Consider the following 24,993-nt stretch of genomic DNA (forward strand, 5'->3'; position numbering starts at 1 on the left):
TGTTACCCCTTGTGCAGAATGGCGTTCAGGGTTGCGATGCGCTTTTTGTTCGCCTTAAGATCGGCTTGCAGTCTCTTCCGTTTCTCCAACTCCGGCTTGATCTCTTTGGCCTTGGCAGGGGAAAGGTGCTCAAAGACGACGCCCGACTTGCCACGGTAGCGCAGGCAAGGATAGACGTACTCCTTGCCGTGGCTGCGGACCTTGCGTTCCCCCAACGACCCCTTGGGCAGCTTGTCGAGTTCCCGGTTTATCTTGTCCATGACGAGCAGGCAGCGGTCACGTTCCGACCGCAACATCCCGAACACGCTTTCATCCTTTTTCTTTGCCAGCATGGCACAGCCTCCACTTGTACCAATAATATGACATAAATTCATAAATTGTGGTACAAAAAGTTGTACCAACTTAAGTGCCAAATCATAAAATTGTTGGTACAAACAGGCTGTTGATTTTGAGTCAATCGCTCTGTAAGTTGGGGAAATAGTGCAATTTATCTGCCTCGGTCAAGGTCACAGTTGTATTGTGTTCCCGGATTATCCCCAACGTTGCGGCCGTCGCTGCCAGGGCATGTGTGCCCGGAAACCGCTGTTTTTGTGCCGACACAACCATTGCTGGTCCTATCCGTTCGACCGGCCGGGATGGCCGTTGGTCCTGATCATGGGGGATTTTAGTTCATATGTTGTTGGTAATGCAATAAAAATCAGAAGGTTAGCTTTTAGAGGGAGGGAGTGGGAGGGGTTTTGCCTGTTTTTAATGAGTTATATAGCGGCGGGAACAGCGCTAACAGGGGCAAGAGGGGAAAAGGATTTAAAACAGAGACATCCACATCTGAGCATAATGGGGATGTAATCTGGGGATAGGGCAGTTTGTCTGACTCGACCAAGACTATAGTTGCATTGTGTTCCGGGATTATCAAGTTTGTACAGGGCCACCGGCTTGTCGGAAAAAGCAAAGTGCATATTTTGCACATTGCTTTTTTCATCCAACTCACCTTCTGCGAAAACATTCTTCCCTCCCCCAGCGGGGGAGGGCTAGGGAGGGGGTGGCTGTCGGGTTACGTGGTGGGTCGTGTCAAGGGGCTGCCCTTATAGCTACTTCTACTCTTCCGTAAAATAATCCGTATCCACCCGTTTCAGCTCATAGGACGCCAGGGGAGACACACCCACGTTATGGTCGATCATCAGATTGGCGAGGAGGTTGCCATCTATCAGCACGATCTTGTTGTCGATGCGCGATACATAGTCCTGCGCCTCGCTGGTAAAGGCAGAGGTCGTGATGAAGACCCCTTTCTTTGCCCGTTGGCCTTGCAATGCCCCGGCAAATTTCTGGATTTCCGGGCGGCCCACCGGGTTTTCCCAGCGCTTGGCCTGGATATAAATAGTATCCAAGCCCAGGCGATCTTCTTTTATGATCCCGTCTATACCGCCGTCCCCGCTCTTACCCACCGCCGTACCGGCATCTTTCCGTGTACCGCCGTAGCCCATGGTTACCAGCACATCAATGACCAATCTCTCGAAGAATGCAGGGGAGCAAGACTTGATCGTCTGCAAGAGTTCCGCAGCAACACCCTGGCGCATGCCCTGATAGGCGGTTTCAAGCATCTCCTCCGGCGTTGATTCGGTGCATGTCCCGGTTTGATTGTTCGTTGCGCTTTGTTTTTCAGGGGAAGAGGTTCTAAACTCAGAGAATCCGGGGAATTGGTCCAGATAACGGATATTGATAATACTTGGCGCTTGGCGCAGCACATCCTGGCCGCGTTCCGTGATTCGAAAGGAGCCGCGCTTCGTGCTTTCCAACAACCCTGACTTTTTCAGATAAAAGCTCGCCCACCCCACCCGGTTATCGAACATGGCCTGCCTGCCGCTCGGCAACAGCTCTGCTCTTTCCGTATCGCTTAACGCAAACTGCTCTGCAAGGGCTTCGATTGATTCGCGCAGGGAGTGTTCGCGGGTATCGGCGGTAAAGGTGAGGAGCGGGAGCATGATTGTTTGAAAGTCGGGGATTGGCATTGTGGGTCTCCGAGAAAAAATTAAAACTACATTTTAAGAAACCTGACATGCTCTGCCTCTCATCCAAAAACGACCTAGTCCTTTTTGATCACCAGAATATTCAATCCAAAGAACTGCTTCAAGAATTATGCTAGAGCATTTTGTATGATATGGTTTATTTTATCTTTTCTCTCTTTAATTTTATTATAAAATTCTCTTTGTTTATATGTTTCGGCTTTAATTTCATTTACTACATTAGCTTGGTCAGTAAGAGATATTTCAGGAATAGGTAATTCTCTTACTTGGCTTGGAAAAATGTTTGTATTATTACCTAAACCTTTTTTGTGAGTATATATAAGATATTGAAAATAATCTGTCATAAAGTAGTAGTAGGCAAAAGTTTGATTGTAATTAATTAGTCTAATTCTCATTGTAAAGTCAGCATAAATGGCATCATATCCATCGCTATCAATAATAGCTACTTTACCGATTGTCCCTTCACCGCTTCTTGCCATTATTATATCATTCAATGCAATCGTTTTGTTTTGGTTTGAGTAAAAGTAGGATCGCGAAATCGTCTTTGCCCCTTCTTTCTCAAAACACCATCTTTTTATATCTGCCATAGAGACATAATATTGATCCCCGTTTTCATCATAATCAGTGGGAGATATGCTTTTACCAAGTGTAATATCTTCTGCTAAATAATCTTTTATGCGTCTAGAAGTTTGAGAGTTTAATGTATTTAAGACATACTCCCCAGCTTTATTGTGGAATTTAAAGCTGAAGCGGTTATCAATATTTTGAGAGAATGCACTGAGAGTGCGAGTCATTAACTTAGTGTTTTTTAGTTCATCAAAAACTGTCTTATCCCAACCAAACCTCTTCGTGAATATTTCATTGATTATTTCTGAATCTGGTTTTATTTGAGATTTTAGTTCTTTTATTTCAAGATCTAAGGGGCTTATTTTGTTAACAATTTTTAGCTGTTCTTTGACGTCTTGTGGAATAAGAATTGGTAACTCTCTTATGTAGTTTTTCGATAAGTTTTTTTGTGTTTTACCTGTTTCAACACTTCTAAAGTATTTTTGCATTATTTCAGAATTCAAGTAATACACAAGAAGTGTAGGGTTAATTTTCGTCTCATCAACATTTAGCTTCGCCAAGTAATGGGATAGAGTCAACTGAATATTATCTTGATAATTGCCGTAAATAAAAGATGCACCACAATTAGCTGAAATTGCAATTACAATATCACCTTTTAAAAGCTTGTACTTATTAAGCTCTTCTCCCTTGTCGTCATTGATGTAAATTGGATTTGATAAATACAATTCCCCGTCTTTTATATTCCTTACGACAATATGGATGTAGTCAGTATTTCCATCCAAATAATAATCTTCTTTAGTAATAGGATGCCCTGTCTCAAGAAGTGTAATAAACTTTTTTAAACGCGGCGCATTACGAGTAATATTTAATTCTTTAGTTATTTCAAAATAATCGACATCCATCCTCAAAAAAGGATCAACAGACAATGTGTTAAAATTATAAAAATTTGTATTTAATCCCATTTTACGTCCTGCCTCAAGCTATCAAGTATTTTTATCTTTTCTTTTTTACGAAGCAAAACATCCTCACATTTCCAAATAGAAAATATTCCGGTTGTAAATAATTCAATTAGCGATTTATCAGTTCTTTCATAATACTTCGCTTTAAGATAATCATCTTTATAGTATTTATCTAAAGCTATTTTTGCTTTTTTTAAATTTTCTACATGTACGGCATATTCCGCCTTAATTTTTAAAAGTTTATTATTTTCTTTTTCAATGTCTTTGTCGATTCTATCAGTATTTATCCCATTTGAATTCTGGTTCATTACTTTTTTAACTTTAGCTGCTACGGCCTTTTCAGTTTCATTAATACTGTTTATCAGCTCTGCAACCATATCATCAAAATACTTTAAAATCGGTGCAGAAGGCAGAATTAATGGGGCAGTTTCAATATCAAACAAATCATTTGGCATAGGCTTAGGCCCTCTTTTGGTTCTTTTGTAACCAACATTCTCAGCCTCTGCCATAAAAATATTGTAGTCCATTTCTTTGCTTACTTCACCAAACACCCACCATGAATTACAATAACCAAATAAATCAATGGTATCTTTATCAATGCTGCTGACATCCTCAATTTCTGATTTGTATTTTTCTAAAAGTTCTCTTACTGGAAGTGTTACATCTCGAGGTTCTAAATAATCTTTCAAAAAATAGTGGATATTTTTTAGTGTTGTTTTATCATCATCTGTTTTTATGGATGGATATTTTTCTCTTTTTGCGCCATTAATGTATACAGATTGATAGTTTGCTATTTTTGTTTTCAGTTTGCCCCATTCACCCAGGTATTTGTTCCAAGCCAAATTCCATTTAACAACATCTGTAGCCGGCTTCTTTTGCGCGAATAATAGGCTTGTCTTAGTTGAAGTGAACGGTTCAAAAGTTACCTGTGGCAAGCTTACCACTGCCTTAACAGTGAAGTATTTAAAAATGAAAAGGCGAATATATTTGTTTTCAGTAGTATCAAAAACACTTTCTGGTAAAACAATCCCCAACCGCCCGTTTTCCTTTAGAAGCTGGTAATACCTTTCAATAAAAAGGTTTTCAGAATTCTTCTTTTTATGAAAAATGAAAGTCCTCTCTGTTTTTTGTTTGGTTACGGAGTCTAAATCAACACTGAAAGGTGGATTGCTTATTACAACATCAAATTGGCCATTTATGAGTTTGTTCCCATAAACTTCTTCTGGTTCTTGCAGTATTAAAACATTTGTACCACCTGAATTTTTTGCGTAGAAAGTGAAGGGGAGTAAGCCATCTTGAACAAATAAATTTGCTGAACCATCTCCATGTAAAATCATATTGACTTTCGCTGCTGTGCCTAAATCGAAATTACTATCTGCTCCATACAAAAAAGTTCTTGCCCAGTTATTTTCGTGAACTTCTGGAAAGTAGACTTGAAACCATCTTTGCACTTCGTTACTCGATGCCACTTCGTCGTTGCGTTTGTGCTTTAATTCCTTTGTAATTGTTTTCATAGCTTCAATTAAGAACGTGCCGCTTCCGCAAGATGGGTCGATAATATGTGGCAAATCTTGCTTCTCATTCAAACGATAAAGAGCAAGGTTATCTAGCTGTAAACCAAAAAGAATAAAACGAACAACATTTATTGGGGTAAAGAATTGCCCTTTTGTCTGCTTAAAGCCATCACGGGTAATGTTTTCAAAAAAATCACCTAAAATATCCGTTCCATCGACTGAGCTTCTTCCTTCAATCAAAGAAATATCCTCTATCTCCTGAACTGTATATATTAGCTTTGATAGAGGAAACTTTTCTTCATTAATTACATAAGTTTTTGCAAGCTTTGCAGGGTCTATTATATTTAACTTTTTCTCTAATGCTCTTCGGTATAATTGATTTATTCTTTCAAAAACTTTTTCAGGGTTCTCAATTTCTGTATTTCCTTTCCCATCATCAAAACCTTTGACCTGAAACTCATATTCCTGCCCTTTTTTCTTTTCATCTTCATCTTGTATTTTTGCCAATATGATATTTACCAATGAATTGAAAATTTCTGTGTCTGTAGTGCCACCACCACCCCACAAAACATTGTGTAAGTTTCTGCTTAAACTTATTACTTCATCGCGTGTAAAATTTGTTCTTAAATCGTACTTTTTATCGCCTTTTATAAATAAAGGTTTTTTCGGTTTTCCGTATCCCGCTGAGAGTTCATTTGAAATTGAGGGTCTACCAGCAGCATCCCATTGCTCAAACTCTTTATGTTGCTTATAGTCAATAATTATTGCTTGGTCTAATAGTTCACCACCTTTAAAATCTGTAGTGTAGTATACAAGATATTTGCTATCGCCTTGCATTTTAGCTAATTTGAAAAGCTGACCTTCAATAAATTCTTTATCGGCTTCCCACTTGTCAGGTGCTTTCACTTCAATGAAAAAGAAAACCTCCCCTTTTCTGTCTCTGACCAAAACGTCAATACGTGCTTTTTTTACAGAGGGTCTTCCTATTTCATATTCTACTTCAATGTCAATTAGTTCAGGGCTGTAATCCAATTCATTCACTAAATGATTTACAAGGTATGCTCTTACAATTTCTTCATCACCTGCAATAACTTTAATACCTCTTGGATTATTAATTTTATTATAGGTAATGAGTTTTTTATCAAGATCTATTTCAACAACTTTATCTTTTGACTTCTTTATTGATTTAAGTACTTTATCTTTCCAGGTCATTTGTTACCCCTAAAAAATATATTTGTTTGATTGTCTTATGTAATGTCCTGAACTTTCCCGGTGGTTGCTGATTATTCTATTGCAATGAGCCTAATCTCTTGGATATAGTTCCAAAAACCGCCCAACCGTCATCCTCCCCGGTTCAGCGGCCCCTATAACTCTCCCGATTCTCCCATCCCAACCATCCCCACTCCATAGCATAAAAAACAACCCACCTTACTCCGTCACCCCCCAACCTGTCAACGGAACAGGTCACGCAAGCGAAGCGCGAAAGATGGTAGAAACAGGGATACTCCGCCCCCAAAGCCTAGCGCCCTCCCGGCGCCTTTTTCCCCGCCTTCACCCGGTTATACGCCACCGGCACGAGCGCAAACAGCCCCAATAGCGCAAACGAACCCAACACCCGCGGCGAGGCGATGCCGGAGAGCGACGTAATGGTGGCCAGGCTAGCCCCGGCGTTGACATAGACGAAGCCGCCGGGGATGATGCCGATCATGGTCCCGAGCACGAAGGTGCGCAGCGGCAGCCGCGTCAAACCGGCCGCCAGGTTGATCAGGAAAAAGGGAAAGAGCGGCACCAGCCGCAGAAAGAGCAGGTAGTTGAAACCGCGCGCCTCCAGCTCCCGGTTCAGGGATTCCAGCCGTGGGCCGAAGCGGCTCTGGATCGTGTCGCGCAGCAGATAGCGGGTTACCAGAAAGGCCAGGGTCGCGCCGATGGTGGCGGCGATATTGGCGTAGACCGTCCCCATGACCGAGCCGAAGATGGCCCCGGCGGCCAGGGAGAGGATGGCCGCGCCGGGGAGGGAGAGGGCGGTCTGGACGATGTAGACCGCCATGAAACCGGCGACCGTGGCGGCCCTGTGGGCGGCGTGGTACTCCAGCAGGCTCTGGCGGTTGGCCTTGAGGGCATCCAGGGTCAGGAAGCGCCCCAGGTCGAACCAGAGGAAGAGCCCCACCGCCAGACAGCCCGCAAGGACGATCAGGATCTTTTGCCACGACATGTTCGTCACTGCCCTTTGGCCGCCTGCCCTTTGGCCGCCACCCGCGCGGAAAATTTCTCCATGTTGACGGTTACGCGCTCATGGGTGCCCGTGCCGATGACGTCCACCTCGTCGCGGGCTTCGATCTCCCACACCGTGCGCTTGCCGTCCACCTGGATGCAGCGGACGCGGGCCGTCACCTCCATGCCGGGGGGCGTGGCCGCCTGGTGGGTGATGTTGACCATGGTCCCCAGGGTCCGTTCCCCCTCGTCCAGATAGGGGCGCAACGCCTCCATGCAGGCCCACTCCATGAAACCGACCATGAAGCCGGTGGCAAAGACCTCGGGCATCTCCCGGAACAGGTCCGACTCGGGGTAGAGGAAGGGCACGGTTTTCTCCCGCGGCACGCGAAAGCGGAAGGTGTGTTCCAATCCTGCTGCAAGTGTTGTTTTCATGGCGTCTCCTCGTATATGGAATAATCACGGAAACACGTTTGCCACGGAGCCACAGAGGCACGGAGATAAACATCGCACTTACGTTGGGTTCTGACTTTCCCTGTCATTCCCTGTTTAAAAAACTCCGCGGTTTCCTCTGTGTCTCTGTGGCTCTGTGGCAAAATGCCGTTCACTCAGCTGCCGCCCCGCTGCCAGCGCAGCCATCCGCCCAGTATCTTCTTGAGGCGCGGCGTCAGGCGGGTGCGGTTATGGGCGTCGGCCAGTTTTTTGATCGCCTCGGCCTGGGTCGGGTAGGGGTGGACGGTCCGGGCGATGGCCCCCAGGCCGAGGCCGTTCGTGATGGCCAGGGAGAATTCGTTGATCATCTCCCCGGCGTGGCGGGCCACGATGGTGGCCCCGATGATCTTGTCCGTGCCGGTGCGCAGGTGGACCCTGGCGAAGCCGTCGGTTTCGCCGTCCAGCACGGCCCGGTCCACCTCGGCCAGGGGCACGGTCAGGGTGGAGACCGGGATGCCCTTTTCCCAGGCGTCCCGCTCGTACAGCCCCACGTGGGCGATCTCCGGGTCGGTGTAGGTGCACCACGGGACGGTCAGGGCGGAGGCCTTCTGCCGCCCCATGAACAGGGCGTTGGCGATGAGGATGCGGGCCAGGGCGTCGGCGGTGTGGGTGAACTTGAAGGGAAAACAGCAGTCGCCTGCGGCATAGATGCGGGGATTGGAGGTTTGCAGGGTGTCGTTGATCGCGATCCCCCCCGGTCCGCACGCGACCCCGGCCGCCTCCAGCCCCAGCCCTTCCACGTTGGGGGCGCGGCCGGCACCCACCAGGATGGCGTCCGCCGCGACCTCGGTTTCCGCGCCGTCCCGTTCCAGCCGCAGTATCTTGTCGCTGCCCCGCTGTGCCGCGCTCAGGATCTTCACGCCGGTCAGCAGGTCGATCCCTTCGCGAACCAGGGCGTTGTGCAGGATTTCGGCGGCGTCCTGATCCTCGCGCCCCATGATCCGGGGGGCCGCTTCGATCAGCGTTACCCGGCTGCCGAAGCGGGAGAAGGTCTGGGCCAGTTCGCAGCCTATGGGACCGGCGCCGATCACCGCAAGGCGCGGCGGCAGTGCGGTCAGGGAGAACACGGTCTCGTTGGTCAGATACCCGGCCTCGGCCAGGCCCGGTATCGGCGGTGCGCTCGCCCGTGCGCCGGTGCAGACGGCGGCCTTGGCGAAGAACAGTTCCCGGCCGTCCACCGCCACGGAATCGCGGCCGGTGAAGCGGGCCTCGCCCATGAAGACGTCGACCCCCAGTTCGTCGCGGAACCGCAGGGCCGAATCGTGGCGGCTCAGGGAACTGCGCACCTGCCGCATCCGCTCCATGGCCGCGTCGAAGTCCAAGCCGATCCCCTCGCCCCCCCGGACGCCGAACCTCTCCCCGTTGCGCGCGTCGAACAGCGCCCGGGCCGCGCGGATCAGCCCCTTGGACGGGACGCAGCCGTAGTTGAGGCAATCGCCCCCCATGAGGTGCCGCTCCACCAGGGCCACCCTGGCGCCCAGCCCGGCCGCCCCGGCGGCGCACACCAGACCGGCGGTCCCGCCCCCGATCACCACCAGGTTGTAGCGCCCGGCGGGTTGGGGGTTGGGCCAGCCGCCGGGATGGACGTTATCCCGCAACTCCCGGTTTTCCGGGGTGTCGGGCGCTATGACCGGCGTCCCGCTCATGGCGCTTTGACGAATTGCATGGCCGCCGAGTTCATGCAGTAGCGCAGCCCGGTCGGTTGGGGGCCGTCGTCGAAGACATGGCCCAGGTGCGCCTCGCAGCGGCTGCACACCACCTCGGTGCGTTTCATGAACAGGCTGTTGTCCGGCCGCAGGGTGACGTTTTCCGGGGCGACCGGTTCCCAGAAGCTGGGCCAGCCGGTGCCGGATTCGAACTTGGCGTCCGAGCTGAAGAGATCGTTGCCGCAGCAGACGCAGCGGTAGATCCCCTTTTCGTGGTTGTTCCAGGTGGCACCGGTGTAGGCCCGCTCGGTGCCCTGTTCCCGGGTGACGTGGTATTGCTCCGGGGTGAGCAGCTTACGCCACTCGGCCTCGCTCTTGATGACCTTGTCGCTCATGATGTAGCCTTTCCTCTCCACGGAGTAGAGACGGACCTTGGAGGTTGCGGCGGCAACCGTTGCCGCGGCGTGCGGCTTGTCGCCTCCGGCGCTGCATGCCCCCGCCAGCAGGCAGAGCATGGCGGCGGCCCCGAAGATGTGCGTGCGTTTCATGGGATACCCCCGTGCGGTTGCGCTCGTGTCAGGTTGTTGAAAATCGTCGCGAGAAGGCGAGGCGTACCCCTTGGTACGTTGAGCTTTTGAGCGAGTGGCAACGCCGCAGACCAGCCCCGCAGTAGATCTTCAACAACCTGTCAGTGTCCTGCCGTGTTGCCCCACAACTCCTTCAATCGCCTGTCGCGACCGCAACTGGCGCGGTAAAACCGGTAGCGGATCGGATTCTTCTTGTAATAGTGCTGGTGATATTCCTCCGCCGGATAGAACACGCCGGCCGGGGTGATCTCGGTTACGATGGCCTCCCGGAAGGGCTTGCTCTTTTCCAGCGCTTCCTTCGATTGCAGGGCCAGCCGCCGCTGCTGTTCGTTGTGGTAGAAGATGGCGCTGCGGTACTGGTGGCCGCTGTCGCAGAACTGGCGGTCCTTCACGGTGGGGTCGATGTTGTGCCAGTAGACCTCAAGCAACTTGTCGTAACCGATCCGGGCCGGGTCGTAGACGATCTGCACCGCTTCGGCATGGCCGGTGCCGCCGGCGGAAACCTCCTCGTAGGTAGGGTTCTTCTTCTGGCCCCCGGTATAGCCGGAGGTCACCGAGATCACGCCGGGGAGCGCGTCGAAGGGATGTTCCATGCACCAGAAACAGCCCCCGGCAAAGGTGGCCTTTTCCAGCCTGCCGGTCGGCAGCGTCGCCGCCCCCTGGGGCATCTTGTAGCTTGCAAGGGCCTGGGCCGCCGTGAATACGAGCACCAGCCCGATCATCGCCTGGAGTAACGGTCGCCTCATGTGCCTGCTCCTTTCGTCCGGTACTTATGGAAGTAATTATACCTCTTTTGTCCTTTTTTGCCATAAGGGGATGAAGCGCGGGGTGCGGAGAGGGGGAACGATGCGGGACGAACGGGGAAGAGGGCGATGGCGCTCGGAGATATGCGTTACTTACTCGCTGCCGATCCAGGCCGCGCCGAAGACCCCGGCCGAATCGCCCAGGTGGTTTTTCAGGATCGGGGTGCGCAGGTCGTCGTGGAAGGCATGGCGCCGCACCCGTTCGACTCCGGCGGTGTACAGCTCGGGGATGTTGGACAGGCCGCCCCCCAGGACCACGGCATCGGGGTCCAGGATCGAGATCAGGCCGCCCAGGCAGCGGCCGAAGTCGTCCAGGAAACGGTCGAAGGCGGCGCAACAGCGCGGCTCACCCTCCCGCGTCCCCGCCGCGATCCGTTCCATGGCCAGGGCTTCGCCGTATTGCCGGGCAAAGGCCGCCTCGACCCCCGAACCGCTGATCTTCGTCTCCACGCACCCCCGGTTGCCGCAGTAGCACGCCGCCCCGGCCGGGTCCACCGACAGGTGCCCCCATTCCCCGGCGATGCGGTGCGGCCCCTGGCGCACGACGCCGTCGATGCAGATCCCGCCGCCGCAGCCGGTGCCCATGATCACGCCGAAGACCAGCCCGTACCCCCGGCCCGCCCCACTGTGGCACTCGGCCAGGGTGAAGCAGTCGGCGTCGTTGCACAGGGCCACGGCCCGGCCCAGTTCCCGTTCCAGATCGCTCTTAAGGGGCCTGCCGATGAGGCAGGTGGAGTTGGCGTTGCGCACCAGCCCGGTGTGCTCGTCGCTGGAGCCGGGGATGCCGATCCCCACCGCGCAGCGCGCCCCGGCAGGGACCTGGGCCATGGCCTCGCGGACGGCGGCGGCCACGGCCGCCAGCACGGCGTGGTACCCCCGGTCGAGGGGCGTGGCCCGGCGCTCCCGGAGCAGGACCGCGCCGTCGGGCGCCAGGAGCAGCGCCTCGGTCTTGGTGCCCCCCAGGTCGATGCCGATGCGGAAGGGGGATTGTTCGGAGGCAGGGGTGGTCATGGTAGGGTATCCGTCATGGCTGTCGGCGCCGGCTATGTACGGGACAAACGGTGAACGGCGTCGCAGCGGTTAGTATCGAAAAAAATCAGGTTGTTCAAAAATAGCCAGATCGTCGCACCCGCAGAAAAGCCTCGCGGAGGCGTAGCAGCGCTACGCCGCACAAGGAGGCTTTCGAGGACGGCGGGGAGATGGCTGTTTTTCAACGACCGCTACAACATCTTGCGCAGGTACTGGCCGGTGTAGGACCTGGTCACCTTGGCCACCTGCTCCGGGGTGCCGCTGGCGATGATCTCGCCCCCCCGGTCGCCACCCTCGGGGCCCAGGTCGATGATGTGGTCGGCGGTCTTGATCACGTCCAGGTTGTGCTCGATGATGACGATGGTGTTGCCGGTGTCCACCAGGCGCTGGATCACCTCCAGCAGCTTGCGGATATCCTCGAAGTGCAGGCCGGTGGTCGGCTCGTCCAGGATGTAGATGGTGCGGCCGGTGGCGCGGCGGGAGAGCTCCTTGGCCAGCTTGACCCGCTGGGCCTCGCCCCCCGAGAGGGTGGTGGCCGATTGCCCCAGCTTGATGTAGCCCAGGCCCACCTCTTCCAGGGTCTTGAGCTTGTTCTTGATGCGCGGGATGGCCCCCATGAACTCCAGGGCCTGGGAAACGGTCATGTCCAGCACCTGGGCGATGGACTTGCCCTTGTAGAGCACCTCCAGGGTTTCCCGGTTGTAGCGCGCCCCCTTGCAGACCTCGCACTCCACGTACACGTCCGGCAGGAAGTGCATCTCGATCTTGATGATGCCGTCCCCGGAACAGGCCTCGCAGCGGCCCCCCTTGACGTTGAAGGAGTAGCGCCCCGGCTTGTAGCCGCGCAGCTTGGATTCGGGCAGGTTGGAGAACAGGTCGCGGATGTCGCCGAACACGCCGGTGTAGGTGGCCGGGTTGCTGCGCGGGGTGCGGCCGATGGGCGACTGGTCGATATTGATGACCTTGTCCAGGTGCTCCAGCCCCCGGATGTCCTTCACGGCCCCGGCCTTCTCCCGGCTGCGGTAGAGCCTTTGGCTGAGCACCTTGTGCAGGGTGTCGATCACCAGGGTCGATTTCCCCGAGCCGGAGACGCCGGTCACGCAGGTCATGACGCCCAGGGGGATCTCCACGTCCACGTTCTTCAGGTTGTTCTCGGAGGCGCCGACGATCTTGAGGTGCTTGACGCCCTTGCGGCGCTTCTTCGGCACCGGGATGGACAGCTCCCCGGACAGGTACCTGCCGGTCAGGGAGTCGGGATTCTTCATGACCTCGGCCGGTGTCCCCTGGGCCACCACCTCGCCGCCGTGCACCCCGGCCCCCGGCCCCATGTCGATCAGGTGGTCGGCCTCCAGGATGGTCTCCTCGTCGTGCTCCACCACCAGCACGGTGTTGCCCAGGTCGCGCAACCTTTTCAGGGTGTCCAGAAGGCGCGCGTTGTCCCGTTGGTGCAGGCCGATGGAAGGTTCGTCCAGGATGTAGAGCACGCCCACCAGGGACGAGCCGATCTGGGTGGCCAGGCGGATGCGCTGCCCCTCGCCGCCGGAGAGGGTGCCCGAGGTGCGGTCCAGGGAGAGGTAGTCCAGCCCCACGTTCACCAAAAACGACAGGCGTTCGCGGATCTCCTTGAGGATGCGGCGGGCGATCTCCTTCTCCTTGTCGGAGAACTGCAACTCATCGAAGAAGGCCAGGCAGTCGCGGATGGAGTAGGCGGTGACGTCGCGGATGGTGCGCCCCCCCACCAGCACGTGCAGCGCTTCGGGCCGCAGGCGCGCCCCCTGGCAGGTGGGGCAGGGCATGACGTTCATGTACTTTTCCAGCTCTTCCCGGGAGGCGTCCGATTCGGTCTCGCGCCAGCGCCGCTCCAGGTTGTTCAGTACCCCTTCGAACTCCTTCTGGTAGGTATGGCGGCGTCCGCCGTCCTCTTCCCACCAGAACTCGATCTTCTTGCCCCCGGAGCCGTTCAGGATCACGTCCCTCACCTGTTCGGGCAGGTCCTTGAACGGGGCGCGGATGTCGAATTTGTACGCCTTGGCCAGGGCCTCCAGGATCAGGTGGAACCAGCCCGAGAGCCGTTTCTCCCACGGTGCGATGGCCCCTTCCCGCAGGGACAGTTCCGGGTTGGGGATCACCAGTTCGGCGTCGAAATACATGCGGGTGCCCAGGCCGGTGCAGTCCGGGCAGGCGCCGTGGGGGTTGTTGAAGGAAAAGAGCCGCGGGGTGATCTCCTGGTAGGAGAGGCCGCACTCCACGCAGGCCAGCTTTTCGGAGAAGATATGGGTCACCGGCTTTGGGGTTTTCCTGCCGCCGCCCTCGTCCGGCTCATCCGTGGCCGGCAGCACGGTCTCCACCTTCACCACCCCCTCGGCATGGTGCAGGGCGGTCTCCAGGGAGTCGGCCAGGCGGCGCTGAATCCCCTCCTTGACGACGATGCGGTCGATGACGATGTCGATGTCGTGTTTCTTCTTCTTGTCCAGTTCGATCTCTTCGGCCAATTCCCGCAGGGCCCCGTCGATGACGACCCTGGTGAAGCCCTCCTTGCGCAACTGGTTGAGTTCCTTCTTGTACTCCCCCTTGCGGCCGCGGATCATGGGGGCCAGCAGGGTCAGCTTGGCGCCGGCGGGCAGGGCCATGATCTGGTCCACCATCTGGGACACCGTCTGTGAGGTGATCTCCTTGCCGCAGGAGGTGCAGTGGGGATGGCCGACCCTGGCGAACAAAAGGCGCAGGTAGTCGTAGATCTCGGTGACCGTGCCGACGGTGGAGCGGGGGTTCTTGCTGGTGGTCTTCTGTTCGATGGAGATGGCCGGGGAGAGCCCTTCGATGGACTCCACGTCCGGTTTTTCCATCTGTTCCAGGAACTGGCGGGCGTAGGCCGAGAGGGATTCCACGTAGCGGCGCTGCCCCTCGGCGTAGATGGTGTCGAAGGCCAGGGTGGATTTGCCCGAGCCGGAGATGCCGGTGATGACGACGAGCTGGTCCCGCGGGATTTCAACATCGATGCACTTGAGGTTGTGTTCGCAGGCGCCTTTGACGATTATGCTGGAGTGGGCCATGGGTCAGTATTTCAGTCCGTTCTCGAGGATTTTGGTGATCTCTTCGGCCCTGACCGGACGGGAGAACAGGTAGCCCTGCATCTCGGCGCAGTTGCGGGAAGAGAGAAATTCCATCAAGGGGCGCGTTTCGACTCCTTCGGCGGTAACGCTCAGCTTGAGGGTGTGGGCCATGGAGATGATGATCTCCACGATGGCGGCATCGTCCGGGTTGATGGCGATGTCCCGCACGAACATGCGGTCGATCTTGAGCCGGTTGATGGGGAAGTGCTTCAAATAGGAGAGGGACGAGTAGCCGGTGCCGAAATCGTCGATGGCCAGGCTGATGCCCATGTCCTTGAGCCTGTGCAGCATGCGGGTGTTGCTGTCCGGGTTCTTCATGATGGTGCTCTCGGTGATCTCCAGTTCCAGCCAATTGGGATCGAGCCCGCTTTCCAGCAGGATGGCGGCGACGATATCGTCCAGGTTCTTCTGGGCGAACTGCTTGGCCGACAGGTTGACCGCCATGCGCATGGGAGCAAACCCCTGCTGCTGCCAGGATTTCGCCTGGAAACAGGCGGTACGCAGGACCCATTCCCCGATGGGGATGATAAGGCCGGTTTCTTCCGCCAGATAGATGAACTTGTCCGGGAGGATCACCCCCAGGTCGGGGTGGTTCCACCGGATAAGCGCCTCCAGCCCTATGATCGTGCCGGTGCGGGTATTCACCTGGGGCTGGTACAGGAGGAAGAGGTCCCCGCGTTCCAGGGCCTTGCGCAGGGAGTTCTCCAGCATCATCCGCTCCAGCACCTTGATATTCATCTCGCTGGAGAAGAACTGGAAGTTGTTGCCGTCCCGCTCCTTGGCCTGGTACATGGCCTGGTCGGCATGTTTGAGCAGGGTGGCCCCGTCCTCCCCGTCCATGGGGTAGAGGGCGATGCCGATGCTGCCGGTGGTGTAGATCTCATGGCCGTCGATGAAGATCGGTTCCGAGATCAGCCCCAGGATCTTCTTGGTGACGGCGGTGACGACCTCTTCGCTGGAGACCCCCATCAGGACGATGGCGAACTCGTCGCCGCCGATGCGGGCCAGGGTGTCGGTCTCGCGGACGCAGGCCTTGAGGCGTTTGGCGATGGTCTTGAGCAGCTTGTCGCCGGCCCGGTGGCCCAGGGTCTCGTTGATCCCCTTGAAGCGGTCCAGGTCGAGGAACAGCACGCCGACCATCTGGCGGTCCCGCACGGCCTGGGCGATGGCGTGCCTGAGCCGGTCATGGAGCAGGGTCCGGTTGGGAAGGCTGGTCAGGGTGTCGTAGTTGATCAGTTGCTGGATCTCGTTCTCGGCCCTGATGCGGGCCGTGATGTCGAGGGTCGTGCCGGAGACGAGCTGCGCCCTTCCTTCGCCGTCGCGTTCCACCTCGGCCTGGCTGTTGACGACCAGTTCGTCGCCGTTCTGCGATTTGATGCGGTAGATCAGGCTGAATGGCTGGCATTGCCGCGCCGCGCTGTTGATGACCTTTTTGAAGGCCGCCTGGTCCGCCTCGTTGATGAGGTCGATGAACCAGTCCATCTCCACGTGCGCCGGGTCGCCGGGGGTGAATCCCAGGATGCGGTACAACTCGTCGGACCAGTAGGTTTCCCCGGTCAGGGGATTCCATTCCCAACTCCCCATGCGGGCGATCTTTTGGGCCCGCGCCAGGCGGGTTTCGCTCTGGCGCAGGGATTCTTCGGCGCGCCGCAGCCGTTCGCGGGTTTCGGCATCGTACAGGGTGCGCAGGACCGCCGCGGGCAGGCGGTCCAGAAAGCTGGTGTCTTTCAGCAGGTAGTCGCAGGCGCCGGTCTTCATCATCTGGACCGCCAGGAGGGCGTCGTCCCGTCCGGTGACCATGATGAACGGCACGGACAGCCCCCGGCCGGAGATCTGCTCCAGGATGGCGATACCGGTCATGTCGGGCAGGGAATAGTCGAGGATGATCAGGGAGGGGATCGTGGCGGCGAGCAGTTCCATGGCCTCCCGGCCGCTGGCCGCTACGATGGCCTTGAAGCCGTGCTCCTGAACGGTGGCCGATGTCAGCTCGGCAAAGGCGATGTCGTCCTCGATGATAAGGATGGTGCTGCCGGCCTTTATAGTGTGGGGCGAACCCGTCATGCGCTCTCTTTTCGTTACTCCGTGGAACCTGTTTGGGGGCTATTTTTTCTTCAGCCGCCAGCCGTCCTTGTTTACCTGCGGCACGCGGGAAATGGCCAGGGAATCGGGCGGCACGTCGTTGGTGACGGTGGTCCCGGCCGCCACCAGGGAGTTGCGTCCCACGGTGACCGGGGCCACGAGTTGGACGTCGCTGCCGATGAATGCCCGGTCCCCGATGACCGTGCGGTGTTTGTTGACCCCGTCGTAATTGCAGGTGATGGTGCCGCAGCCGATATTGACGTCGCGGCCGATCTCGGCGTCTCCCAGATAGGTCAGGTGGGAGGCCTTGGAGCCTTCTCCCATGACGATCTTCTTGGTTTCCACGAAATTGCCGATCTTGACGTGGGCGTGCAGCACCGTTCCGGGGCGCAGGTGCGCCATGGGGCCCACGGCCACCGCTTCATGCAGTTCGGAATCCTCCAGGACCGACCCCGACTTGATGTGGCAGCCGTCGGCGATGCGGCAACCGGAGATGGTGACGCCGTTATCGATCGTGCAGCCGGAGCCGATGATCGTTTTCCCGCCAATATGGCAGTTGGGGTGGATGACGGTGTCGGGGCCGATGACGACGCCCCGGTCGATGTAGGTCTGGTCGGGATCGATGATGGTCACGCCGGAGAGCATCAGCTCGCGGTTGAAGCGCCGGCGCAGAATGCGCGCGGCTTCGGCCAACTGGCTCCGGTCGTTGACCCCCATGATCTCCTCGGGGTCGTCGCTCTCCAGGGCCAGGCAGGTCAGGCCCTTTTGGACGGCCACGGCCACCAGGTCGGTCAGGTAGAACTCCTTTTGGGCGTTGTCGCTTCCCACGCTGTCGATGTTGCCGAAGAGGAAGGCCGCATCCATGCAGTAGATGCCGCTGTTGATCTCGCGGATCTCCTGCTCCTCCGGGTCGGCGTCCTTCTGCTCGACGATGCGCAGCACCGCCCCGCTGCCGTCGCGCACGATCCGGCCGTAACCGTAGGGGTCGTCCAGGGCGGCGGTCAGGACGGTCACCGTTGCCCCCTGGGCCTGGTGGAAGCCTATCAGCCGCTCCAGCGTCTCCGCCCGCAAGAGGGGGGTGTCCCCGCACAGGATCAGCACGGTTCCGTCGAAACCGGCCAACGCCTCGCGGGCGCAGGCCACGGCATGGCCGGTGCCCAACTGCTCCTTCTGGAGCACGCAGCGGATGTCCTCCGCCCCGCGGTAATGCCCCTGCACCGCCTCCGCCTGGTGTCCGGCCACCAGGACCACCGGTTTTGCCCCCACCGTCCGGGCCGCTGCTACGGGGTAATCGATCAGCGGCTGCCCGGCCGCGGGGTGCAGCACCTTTACCAGGCCTGATTTCATACGGGTTCCCTTGCCTGCGGCAAGGAGTATTGCGGCAACGTGATCCATCTGGGTCGTACTCCGATTATGAGGGTATGCAACGCCTGACCGTACACTTTATGTGATGCCGGAAACGGCGTCAAGTATTCTATGTGTTCCACCACTGTCGACGGGCGCGTCGTCGGCAGCGGCGGCCTCATTTTTATTGCCAATGGCCGGGTGTTCTGCTAACCTTCCGAAATAACGTGAAAATAATCGAGGAGTCCCCGACCGATATGCATGATACCTGGCTGGAGGTAGCCTGCGAGCTGCCCACTGAATTGGCCGACATTCTGGCGGAGTACCTGGCCGGCGTCTCGGGCGCCGGCGTCTGCGTCGAAAACCTGAATGTCGACGCCTTTTCCCATTCCGAAATAGCCCACGGTCCGCTCATGACCGTCAAGGCCTACTTCAGCGCCGCCGACGATATGGAGGCCCGCCTGGCTGAGATCACGGCCTTTCTGGACGATCTGGCCGCCGCCAATCCCGGCGTCGCCATCGGGAAACCGTCCGTTGCGACGGTGAAAAGCGAAGACTGGAGCACGAGCTGGAAGGTCAACTTCAAGCCGCTCCGCATCGGGCGGCGGCTCCTGATCGTGCCCTCCTGGGAGCGGGCGGAGGCCGGGCCGGACGATATCGTCCTCAGCCTGGACCCAGGCATGGCCTTCGGCACCGGCGGCCACGAGACCACCCGGCTCTGTCTGGAGCAATTGGAAGCGATCCTGCCCGGCCGCCCGGCCGCGTCCCCCCCCTCGGTGCTGGACCTGGGGACCGGTTCCGGCATCCTGGCCATGGCTGCGGCACGCCTGGGCGCGGGTCGTGTCTGCGCCGTGGACATCGACCCCGAGGCCGTGGAAGTGGCGCGGGAAAACATGGCGATCAACGGCCTGGCGGAACGGATCGAGTGCAGCGCAACCCCCCTGGATGCGCTGGACGGACCCTACGACATCATCCTGGCCAATATCCTGGCCGAGGAACTGGTCCGGCTGGCCCCGCAGCTCACGGCGCGGCTGGCCCCCGGCGGCATGCTGATCCTGTCCGGCATCCTGGCGGAGAAGGAGGCCTTCGTGCGGAGCGGATTCGCCTCCCAGCCCCTGGCCTACCTGCACACGGCCCATGAAGGGGAGTGGGTGGCCATGCTCTACCGAAGGGAAGGCGGAGCGGCATGAGCCGGCGGCGCTTCATGATATCGTCCCGGAATATCCGCGACGGTTACGCGTCCTTTAACGGCGATCTCTTCAATCACATGGTGCGGGTGCTGCGGCTCGGCACCGGCGATGGCGTGACCCTGGTGGATGAGGCGGGCAATGAGCATCAGGGGGTTATCGACCAGGTGTCCAAGGAGTGGGTCGCCGTCAGGGTCGAAGCGCCCTGTCGGCCGGCAGCCGTCGCAGCCGGGGACCGCGGGGTGGAGATCACCATCTGCCAGGCCCTGCCCAAGGGGGAGAAGATCGACCTGATCCTGCAAAAGGGGACGGAGCTGGGGGTTCACGATTTTCACCTGTTCGGGGGGCTCCGTTCCGTGGCGCGGGTACGCCCGGAACAACGGGACGCAAAGCTGGAGCGCTGGCAACGGATAACGGCCGAGGCCGCCCGCCAATGCAACCGGCGTTCGATCCCCGCGGTCTCGTGGTCGCCGTCGGCGGCCGAAGCGGCCGGGGCGACGCCCCGGGAACTCCGCCTGCTCTTGTGGGAGGGAGAGCAAAAGCAGGGCCTGAAATCGGCCCTTGCCGACCGGGCCTGTCCCGCTTCCGTCGTCGTGGCCGTCGGTCCCGAGGGGGGCTTCGATCCGCTGGAAGTGCAGCAGTTTCTCCGGCAGGGATACCTGCCGGTTTCCCTGGGGACCAGGATCCTGAGGACCGAAACCGCCGCTATTGCCATTACCGCAATTTTACAGTATATTTGGGACGCCATGTAGCTAAGGGCTCATCCGCAGATACGGACCGAGTTCTCAATCTTGAGGTCGCAAGGAGCCGCCGATGAAATGCCCCAAGTGCGGATACAACAGCTTCGAGTACAACGACAACTGCCCCAAGTGCCTGAACGACCTCACCGGCTACAAGGCCACCTACGGGCTCAAGGCCATGGCGCTGCCCCTGGCGGCCCGGATGGACATGGCCCAGTCGATGGCGGTCGATGCCCCCCCTGCGGACAGCCATTCCGGGGAGGACGCGGATGCGGCCTCCGATATCTTCTCCTTCGATTTCGGCGATGACGAGCTGGAATCCCCCCAGGGGGGAGACGACCCCGCTCGCGATCCCTTCGACTTCGACGTCGAACCGGCCGGCCCTGCGGACGTATTCCCCTTCGGCGAGGAACGGAAGACGGCCCAGGAGCAGGCCGAAGAAGAAGCCTTCTCCAGCCTCCTGGAAACAACCCCGCAGAAGAGCGCTGCCGCTCCGGCAGCCAAGCCGGCCGCCGCGAACAACGAGTTCGACCTGGAGAATTTTTCCTGGGACGACACCCCGGACCCCGCCGGTGACGGGACGCCCGCCAAACCCCGCGAGGATGACTTCGACAGCCTGTTCGGCGGCGGCAAGAAGTAACCCCGGCATGCCACGATAGCCGCCAGGGCCCGTTCCCCCTCTCTCTTCCGGGCGGACGGGCCTTGTCATATCCATCGGGTTGTTGAAAAACAGCCATCAGGCCTTCGTCCTCGAAAGCCCTTTCGTGCTGCGTAGCGCTGCACCCTCACCCAACCCCTCTCCCTCCGGGGGAGAGCTGGAGGGAGGGCCTGCCTCCGCGGGGCTTGCCTGGCGGGTGCGACGATCCTACTATTTTTGAACAACCCGGGTTTTTCAACAGCCTGATACACGGAGTTCCACGTGTCCCAACGTATCGCCATCCTGCCCGAAACCATTACCAACAAGATTGCCGCCGGCGAGGTGGTCGAGCGGCCCGCCTCGGTCATCAAGGAGTTGCTGGAAAACGCCCTGGATGCCGGCGCAACGGATATTGCCGTGGAGATCGGGGCGGGAGGGCGGCGGTTGATCCGCATCACGGACAACGGCCACGGCATGTCCCGGGAGGACGCCCTTCTTTCCCTGGAACGGCATGCCACCAGCAAGATCAGGACCGACAGCGACCTGGACGGCATCCTGACGTTGGGATTCCGTGGCGAGGCGCTCCCCTCCATCGCCTCGGTCTCCCGTTTCCGGCTGGCGACCCGTGAAGCCGACAGCCTGGAAGGGACCGAGATCATCGTCGAGGGGGGGCGGGTCCGGGATGTGAAGGCCTGCGGCATGGCGCCCGGCACGGTCGTCACGGTGGAGCAGCTGTTCTTCAATACCCCGGCGCGTCTCAAGTTCCTGCGCAGTGTCGAAACCGAGACGGGACACGTGGGAGACACGGTGGCCCGCATGGCGGTTTCCCGTCCCGACGTGGCCTTCAGCCTGGTGAGCGACGGCCGGGAATTGCTGCGGGTGCAACGCAGCGACCTGCGGCGGCGTATCGCCCAGACCGTGGGGAAGGAGGCCGCGGACCGCCTCCACGAGGTTTCCGGTTCAGGGGGCGAGGTCGCCGTCACCGGTTTCATCTCCGGCCCCGCGACCGTCCGCTCGGCCACATCGGCCATGTTCACCTACATCAACGGCCGTTTCGTCCGGGACAAGGTGGTGCAGCACGCCATCATGCAGGCCTACCGGGGCGTGATCGACCGGGGCCGCTATCCCGTCCTGGCCCTGTTCATCCAACTGCCGCCCGGCGAAGTGGACGTCAACGTCCACCCCACCAAGCACGAGGTGCGCTTTCGCCGTCAGGCGGCCGTGCACGACGCCCTCCAGGCCGCCCTGGAGGAGGTGTTGCGCCGTTCCCCCTGGCTGGCCCACCGTCCGGAGCCGTCAGCCGCGGTCCCGGCCGCGCCGCCCGCCGGCCAGGCCTATCGGGAGCGGATCGCCGCCGCGGCCCAGGCGTCCCTGTCGCTTGCGCAGCCGGCGGCGCACCGCTCGTATCCCGCGACTTCCGTCCCCGGCGTCGGCAAGGGCGCGGAGCCGTCCGCCCCACCCTCCGGCGGACCCGTTTCGGTCCGGGAGGCCGCCGAACCGTTCCGCCCGGAGCCCACGCCTCCCGAAGCCGCGGGCTATTTTTCCGCCCTGGCGGTCATCGGCCAGTTTCACGGCGAATACATCCTCTGCCAGTCCGGCGCCGAGCTGGTGATCATCGACCAGCACGCCGCCAGCGAGCGGGTCGCCTACCAGCGTCTGCGGCAACAATTCCGGGCCGGCGGGGTGGAATCGCAACGCTTGCTCTTTCCCGAGACCCTGGAGCTTTCTTTCAGCGAGGCGGCCCTGGTGGGGCGTTTCCGCGACGATCTCGCCCGCGTCGGTTTCGAGCTGGAACCGTTCGGCGGCGCCACCGTCATCGCCGCCGCCCTGCCGCGCCTGGCGGCGGGCGGGGACGGCATACGCCTGGTGCGGGATATCCTGGCCGAGCTTGCCGTACTGGGGACCAGCGGCGCCTTCGAGAGTGCCGTCGACGCCTTGCTGGCCCGTATCGCCTGCCATTCCGTGGTGCGCGGTTTCCATCCCCTGGAGAGCCGCCAGATCAACGAACTGCTGCGGGCCATGGACGAGACCGACTTCGCCGCCAGTTGCCCCCATGGCCGCCCCGTATCGCACACCATCACCCTGGGAGAGTTGGAAAAGATCTTCAAACGGACCTGATCCCCCGCCGTCGGCGCGGGTTTTCGGGAACGGCGAACGAAGAACCCCCACCAATCGCGTTTGCGCGTTTGATGGGGGTTCTTTTAACCTTCGTGTTTGTGCGCGGCTCCGCTTCGGCGGAGCCGATGATCACAGCTTGAACTGCCGGACCAGGGTCTGGAGATTTTCCGCCTGCCGCGCCATCTGCGAAGCGGCCGTGGCCGACTCCTGGGCGCCGCGGGAGGTGTCGTGCACCACTTGGGTGATCATGTGGATATTGTTGGTGATCTCGCTGGTGGTGGCGGTCTGTTCTTCGGCGGCCGTGGCGATCTGGCTGACCTGCAGGGTGACGGCGTTGACCTGTTCCAGGATTTCGTTCAGGGCCGTCTCGAGCTGGGCCGCCTCCGTGGCCCCCCGCTCGGTGCCCTTGACCCCCTCCTCCATGGAAACGATGGCCTCTTTGGTCTGGTTCTGGATCGCCTTGATCATGTCGCCGATCTCCTTGGTGGCGCGGGTGGTGCGTTCCGCCAGGGCGCGCACCTCATCGGCCACCACCGCGAAGCCGCGTCCCTGCTCGCCTGCCCGGGCCGCCTCGATGGCGGCGTTCAGGGCCAGGAGGTTGGTCTGGTCGGCAATGTCCTCGATGGTGGCGACAATGGCGCCGATCTGGTCCGAACGCTCTCCCAGCGATTCGACGATCCTGGCGTTGGCGCGGGTGCCGTCTCCCCGTTGGCGGATGCCGTCGACCGTATGCTTGACGACCTCGAACCCCCTGTTCGTCGTGGCGGCGGCCTGTTGGGCCCCGTCCGCCGCCATGTGGCAATTGTTGGCGATATCCGAGGAGGTGGCCGCCATTTCTTCACTGGCGGTGGCAACGGTGCCGGCCTGGGCGGCAACCTCTTCGGTGCCGGTGGACATCCGCTCGGCCGCGGCGTTGACCTGGGCGGCGGCCGTCGACAGCTGCGCCGACGTCTCGATGACCCTGCTGATGAGTTCCCGCAGGTTCTTGACCATGACGCCGAAGGCGGCGCTCAACTGGCCGATCTCGTCGCGGGAGTCCAGCTCGATCTCGACCCTCAGGTCGCCGGCGGCGATCTGGTCCGCCTTGCGGGCCAGATCCTTCAGGGGGGCGCTGAACAGGCGCGCCAGGATGATCGCCTCAAGCAGGCCGATGACGATGCATACCACCAGGGCGATGATGACCCAGGTTCGGGCCGCGGAACTGATCGTGGCCATGTTCCGGCTCTCTGCCGTAGCCTGTTTGCTCTGGTTTTCGACGGTGGCTTCGATGGCCTTGAGGGCCTGGTTGAAGTATTTGCTCGATGCCCCCCGCACCAGTTCGCTGGCCTCGGCGTCCTTGTTCTGCAGGGCCAGTTCGGCAATCTTCGGGTTCTCGGCCAGGTAGAGCTGTAACGCTTTGTTGAACTCGGCGTAGAGTTTCCGCTCCTCATCCGAGTCGATCATTTTTTCATAGGCCGCCTGTTCTTTTTTGAGCTTTTCTGCGGCGTCCTGATTGCGTTTGATGTATTTGTTGATATCCTCCGGGTTGTTGGAGAGGACCATGAGCAACTCCCCGCGCCGGAAGCTGCCGAAGAGGTCGTTGATGCGGGCGATGGAGAGGATGCCCGGCACCTGCTTTTGGGCCACGTCCTCGGCATTGTTGCGGACCAGGTTCAGCCTCCCGATCATGAAGATGCCCAGAATGAGGGTCAGCAGCAGGACCAGCAGGAACGACATGATGAGTTTGGCGCCGATTGAGAGATTTTTGAGCCACATAAATCCTCCTTCAGTATAATGTAAGCGGGATGAAGCGGGCTAGCCGGGGACGTTAATCCGATTTTGATGAATGTGGGAAAAATTAGGGAAGTTTATAACACCAAAAAAAACACATGAAAACCTATTTAATAATTGCTATGGTGCTTACCCGGCAGGGAGCGGTGCCTGGAGAACGCGGGGCGGCTGGTGAG

The 24,993-nt window shown here is 58.4% G+C and carries 18 protein-coding genes; 4 read left to right on the forward strand and 14 right to left on the reverse strand.

The window, feature by feature from the left end; genetic code table 11:
• Positions 1 to 2: 2 nt before the first annotated feature.
• The 13 genes from LDN12_RS15305 to glmU form a co-directional block, all read right to left on the reverse strand.
• Entirely contained in the window at positions 3 to 332 is a 330-nt protein-coding gene (locus LDN12_RS15305) for a hypothetical protein (RefSeq protein ID WP_223923522.1), read from the reverse strand.
• 762 nt (positions 333 to 1,094) lie between these two features.
• Positions 1,095 to 2,006 carry a restriction endonuclease gene (locus LDN12_RS15310; RefSeq protein WP_223923523.1) on the reverse strand — a complete coding sequence of 304 codons (912 nt, stop codon included), beginning with the start codon at positions 2,004 to 2,006 and terminating at the stop codon, positions 1,095 to 1,097.
• A 125-nt stretch (positions 2,007 to 2,131) separates the two neighbouring features.
• Positions 2,132 to 3,550 carry a restriction endonuclease subunit S gene (locus LDN12_RS15315; protein WP_223923524.1) on the reverse strand — a complete coding sequence of 473 codons (1,419 nt, stop codon included), beginning with the start codon at positions 3,548 to 3,550 and terminating at the stop codon, positions 2,132 to 2,134.
• Positions 3,541 to 6,273, reverse strand: coding sequence for an N-6 DNA methylase (locus tag LDN12_RS15320; RefSeq protein WP_223923525.1), 2,733 nt, complete (start codon positions 6,271 to 6,273; stop codon positions 3,541 to 3,543). The genes LDN12_RS15315 and LDN12_RS15320 overlap by 10 nt, the downstream gene beginning before the upstream one ends.
• A gap of 307 nt (positions 6,274 to 6,580) precedes the next feature.
• On the reverse strand, positions 6,581 to 7,273 hold the full coding sequence (locus LDN12_RS15325; protein WP_223923526.1) for a TVP38/TMEM64 family protein: 693 nt from the start codon (positions 7,271 to 7,273) through the stop codon (positions 6,581 to 6,583).
• Positions 7,274 to 7,278: 5 nt separating this feature from the next.
• Positions 7,279 to 7,707: a thioesterase family protein gene (locus LDN12_RS15330; RefSeq protein WP_223923527.1), complete on the reverse strand. Its 429-nt coding sequence runs from the start codon at positions 7,705 to 7,707 to the stop codon at positions 7,279 to 7,281.
• A 173-nt stretch (positions 7,708 to 7,880) separates the two neighbouring features.
• Positions 7,881 to 9,410 (reverse strand): mercuric reductase, encoded by a 1,530-nt coding sequence (locus LDN12_RS15335; RefSeq protein WP_223923528.1) that lies wholly within the window; start codon positions 9,408 to 9,410, stop codon positions 7,881 to 7,883.
• Entirely contained in the window at positions 9,407 to 9,958 is a 552-nt protein-coding gene (gene msrB / locus LDN12_RS15340; RefSeq protein ID WP_223923529.1) for a peptide-methionine (R)-S-oxide reductase MsrB, read from the reverse strand. Before msrB ends, LDN12_RS15335 begins: the two co-directional genes overlap by 4 nt.
• A gap of 140 nt (positions 9,959 to 10,098) precedes the next feature.
• The gene (gene msrA, locus LDN12_RS15345) at positions 10,099 to 10,665 is read right to left on the reverse strand and encodes a peptide-methionine (S)-S-oxide reductase MsrA (protein ID WP_223924084.1); all 567 of its coding nucleotides are present in this window, start codon (positions 10,663 to 10,665) and stop codon (positions 10,099 to 10,101) included.
• A 228-nt stretch (positions 10,666 to 10,893) separates the two neighbouring features.
• Positions 10,894 to 11,811: an ROK family protein gene (locus LDN12_RS15350; protein WP_223923530.1), complete on the reverse strand. Its 918-nt coding sequence runs from the start codon at positions 11,809 to 11,811 to the stop codon at positions 10,894 to 10,896.
• Positions 11,812 to 12,020: 209 nt separating this feature from the next.
• The gene (gene uvrA / locus LDN12_RS15355) at positions 12,021 to 14,882 is read right to left on the reverse strand and encodes an excinuclease ABC subunit UvrA (RefSeq protein WP_223923531.1); all 2,862 of its coding nucleotides are present in this window, start codon (positions 14,880 to 14,882) and stop codon (positions 12,021 to 12,023) included.
• Positions 14,883 to 14,885: 3 nt separating this feature from the next.
• Positions 14,886 to 17,003, reverse strand: coding sequence for a bifunctional diguanylate cyclase/phosphodiesterase (locus LDN12_RS15360; protein ID WP_223923532.1), 2,118 nt, complete (start codon positions 17,001 to 17,003; stop codon positions 14,886 to 14,888).
• Between the two features lie 39 nt (positions 17,004 to 17,042).
• Positions 17,043 to 18,416, reverse strand: a complete 1,374-nt coding sequence (gene glmU / locus LDN12_RS15365; protein ID WP_223923533.1) for a bifunctional UDP-N-acetylglucosamine diphosphorylase/glucosamine-1-phosphate N-acetyltransferase GlmU — start codon at positions 18,414 to 18,416, stop codon at positions 17,043 to 17,045.
• A gap of 206 nt (positions 18,417 to 18,622) precedes the next feature.
• Here glmU and prmA point away from each other — a divergent pair, with 206 nt between their 5' ends.
• The 4 genes from prmA to mutL all read left to right on the forward strand — a co-directional run bounded on the left by prmA (position 18,623) and on the right by mutL (position 23,047).
• Positions 18,623 to 19,555, forward strand: a complete 933-nt coding sequence (gene prmA / locus LDN12_RS15370) for a 50S ribosomal protein L11 methyltransferase (RefSeq protein WP_223923534.1) — start codon at positions 18,623 to 18,625, stop codon at positions 19,553 to 19,555.
• Positions 19,552 to 20,304 (forward strand): 16S rRNA (uracil(1498)-N(3))-methyltransferase, encoded by a 753-nt coding sequence (locus LDN12_RS15375; protein WP_223923535.1) that lies wholly within the window; start codon positions 19,552 to 19,554, stop codon positions 20,302 to 20,304. Before prmA ends, LDN12_RS15375 begins: the two co-directional genes overlap by 4 nt.
• A gap of 61 nt (positions 20,305 to 20,365) precedes the next feature.
• Positions 20,366 to 20,932 (forward strand): hypothetical protein, encoded by a 567-nt coding sequence (locus LDN12_RS15380; protein WP_223923536.1) that lies wholly within the window; start codon positions 20,366 to 20,368, stop codon positions 20,930 to 20,932.
• A gap of 279 nt (positions 20,933 to 21,211) precedes the next feature.
• Positions 21,212 to 23,047, forward strand: coding sequence for a DNA mismatch repair endonuclease MutL (mutL, locus tag LDN12_RS15385; RefSeq protein ID WP_223923537.1), 1,836 nt, complete (start codon positions 21,212 to 21,214; stop codon positions 23,045 to 23,047).
• 129 nt (positions 23,048 to 23,176) lie between these two features.
• On the opposite strand, the gene LDN12_RS15390 is transcribed toward mutL, so the two are convergent.
• The gene (locus LDN12_RS15390; RefSeq protein WP_223923538.1) at positions 23,177 to 24,802 is read right to left on the reverse strand and encodes a methyl-accepting chemotaxis protein; all 1,626 of its coding nucleotides are present in this window, start codon (positions 24,800 to 24,802) and stop codon (positions 23,177 to 23,179) included.
• Between the last annotated feature and the right edge of the window lie 191 nt (positions 24,803 to 24,993).

Source organism: Geobacter sp. AOG2, assembly GCF_019972295.1.
Classification (GTDB): Bacteria; Desulfobacterota; Desulfuromonadia; order Geobacterales; family Pseudopelobacteraceae; genus Oryzomonas.

Excerpts from the sequence above, each read along its gene's own strand:
- LDN12_RS15305 (WP_223923522.1), bottom strand. The coding sequence starts at position 332 with ATGCTGGCAAAGAAAAAGGATGAAAGCGTGTTCGGGATGTTGCGGTCG.
- LDN12_RS15330 (WP_223923527.1), bottom strand. The coding sequence starts at position 7,707 with ATGAAAACAACACTTGCAGCAGGATTGGAACACACCTTCCGCTTTCGC.
- msrA (WP_223924084.1), bottom strand. The coding sequence starts at position 10,665 with ATGCCCCAGGGGGCGGCGACGCTGCCGACCGGCAGGCTGGAAAAGGCC.
- LDN12_RS15350 (WP_223923530.1), bottom strand. The coding sequence starts at position 11,811 with ATGACCACCCCTGCCTCCGAACAATCCCCCTTCCGCATCGGCATCGAC.
- LDN12_RS15325 (WP_223923526.1), bottom strand. The coding sequence starts at position 7,273 with ATGTCGTGGCAAAAGATCCTGATCGTCCTTGCGGGCTGTCTGGCGGTG.
- uvrA (WP_223923531.1), bottom strand. The coding sequence starts at position 14,882 with ATGGCCCACTCCAGCATAATCGTCAAAGGCGCCTGCGAACACAACCTC.
- prmA (WP_223923534.1), top strand. The coding sequence starts at position 18,623 with ATGCATGATACCTGGCTGGAGGTAGCCTGCGAGCTGCCCACTGAATTG.
- LDN12_RS15310 (WP_223923523.1), bottom strand. The coding sequence starts at position 2,006 with ATGCCAATCCCCGACTTTCAAACAATCATGCTCCCGCTCCTCACCTTT.
- glmU (WP_223923533.1), bottom strand. The coding sequence starts at position 18,416 with ATGGATCACGTTGCCGCAATACTCCTTGCCGCAGGCAAGGGAACCCGT.
- LDN12_RS15360 (WP_223923532.1), bottom strand. The coding sequence starts at position 17,003 with ATGACGGGTTCGCCCCACACTATAAAGGCCGGCAGCACCATCCTTATC.
- msrB (WP_223923529.1), bottom strand. The coding sequence starts at position 9,958 with ATGAAACGCACGCACATCTTCGGGGCCGCCGCCATGCTCTGCCTGCTG.
- LDN12_RS15390 (WP_223923538.1), bottom strand. The coding sequence starts at position 24,802 with ATGTGGCTCAAAAATCTCTCAATCGGCGCCAAACTCATCATGTCGTTC.
- LDN12_RS15320 (WP_223923525.1), bottom strand. The coding sequence starts at position 6,273 with ATGACCTGGAAAGATAAAGTACTTAAATCAATAAAGAAGTCAAAAGAT.
- LDN12_RS15335 (WP_223923528.1), bottom strand. The coding sequence starts at position 9,410 with ATGAGCGGGACGCCGGTCATAGCGCCCGACACCCCGGAAAACCGGGAG.
- LDN12_RS15375 (WP_223923535.1), top strand. The coding sequence starts at position 19,552 with ATGAGCCGGCGGCGCTTCATGATATCGTCCCGGAATATCCGCGACGGT.
- LDN12_RS15380 (WP_223923536.1), top strand. The coding sequence starts at position 20,366 with ATGAAATGCCCCAAGTGCGGATACAACAGCTTCGAGTACAACGACAAC.
- LDN12_RS15315 (WP_223923524.1), bottom strand. The coding sequence starts at position 3,550 with ATGGGATTAAATACAAATTTTTATAATTTTAACACATTGTCTGTTGAT.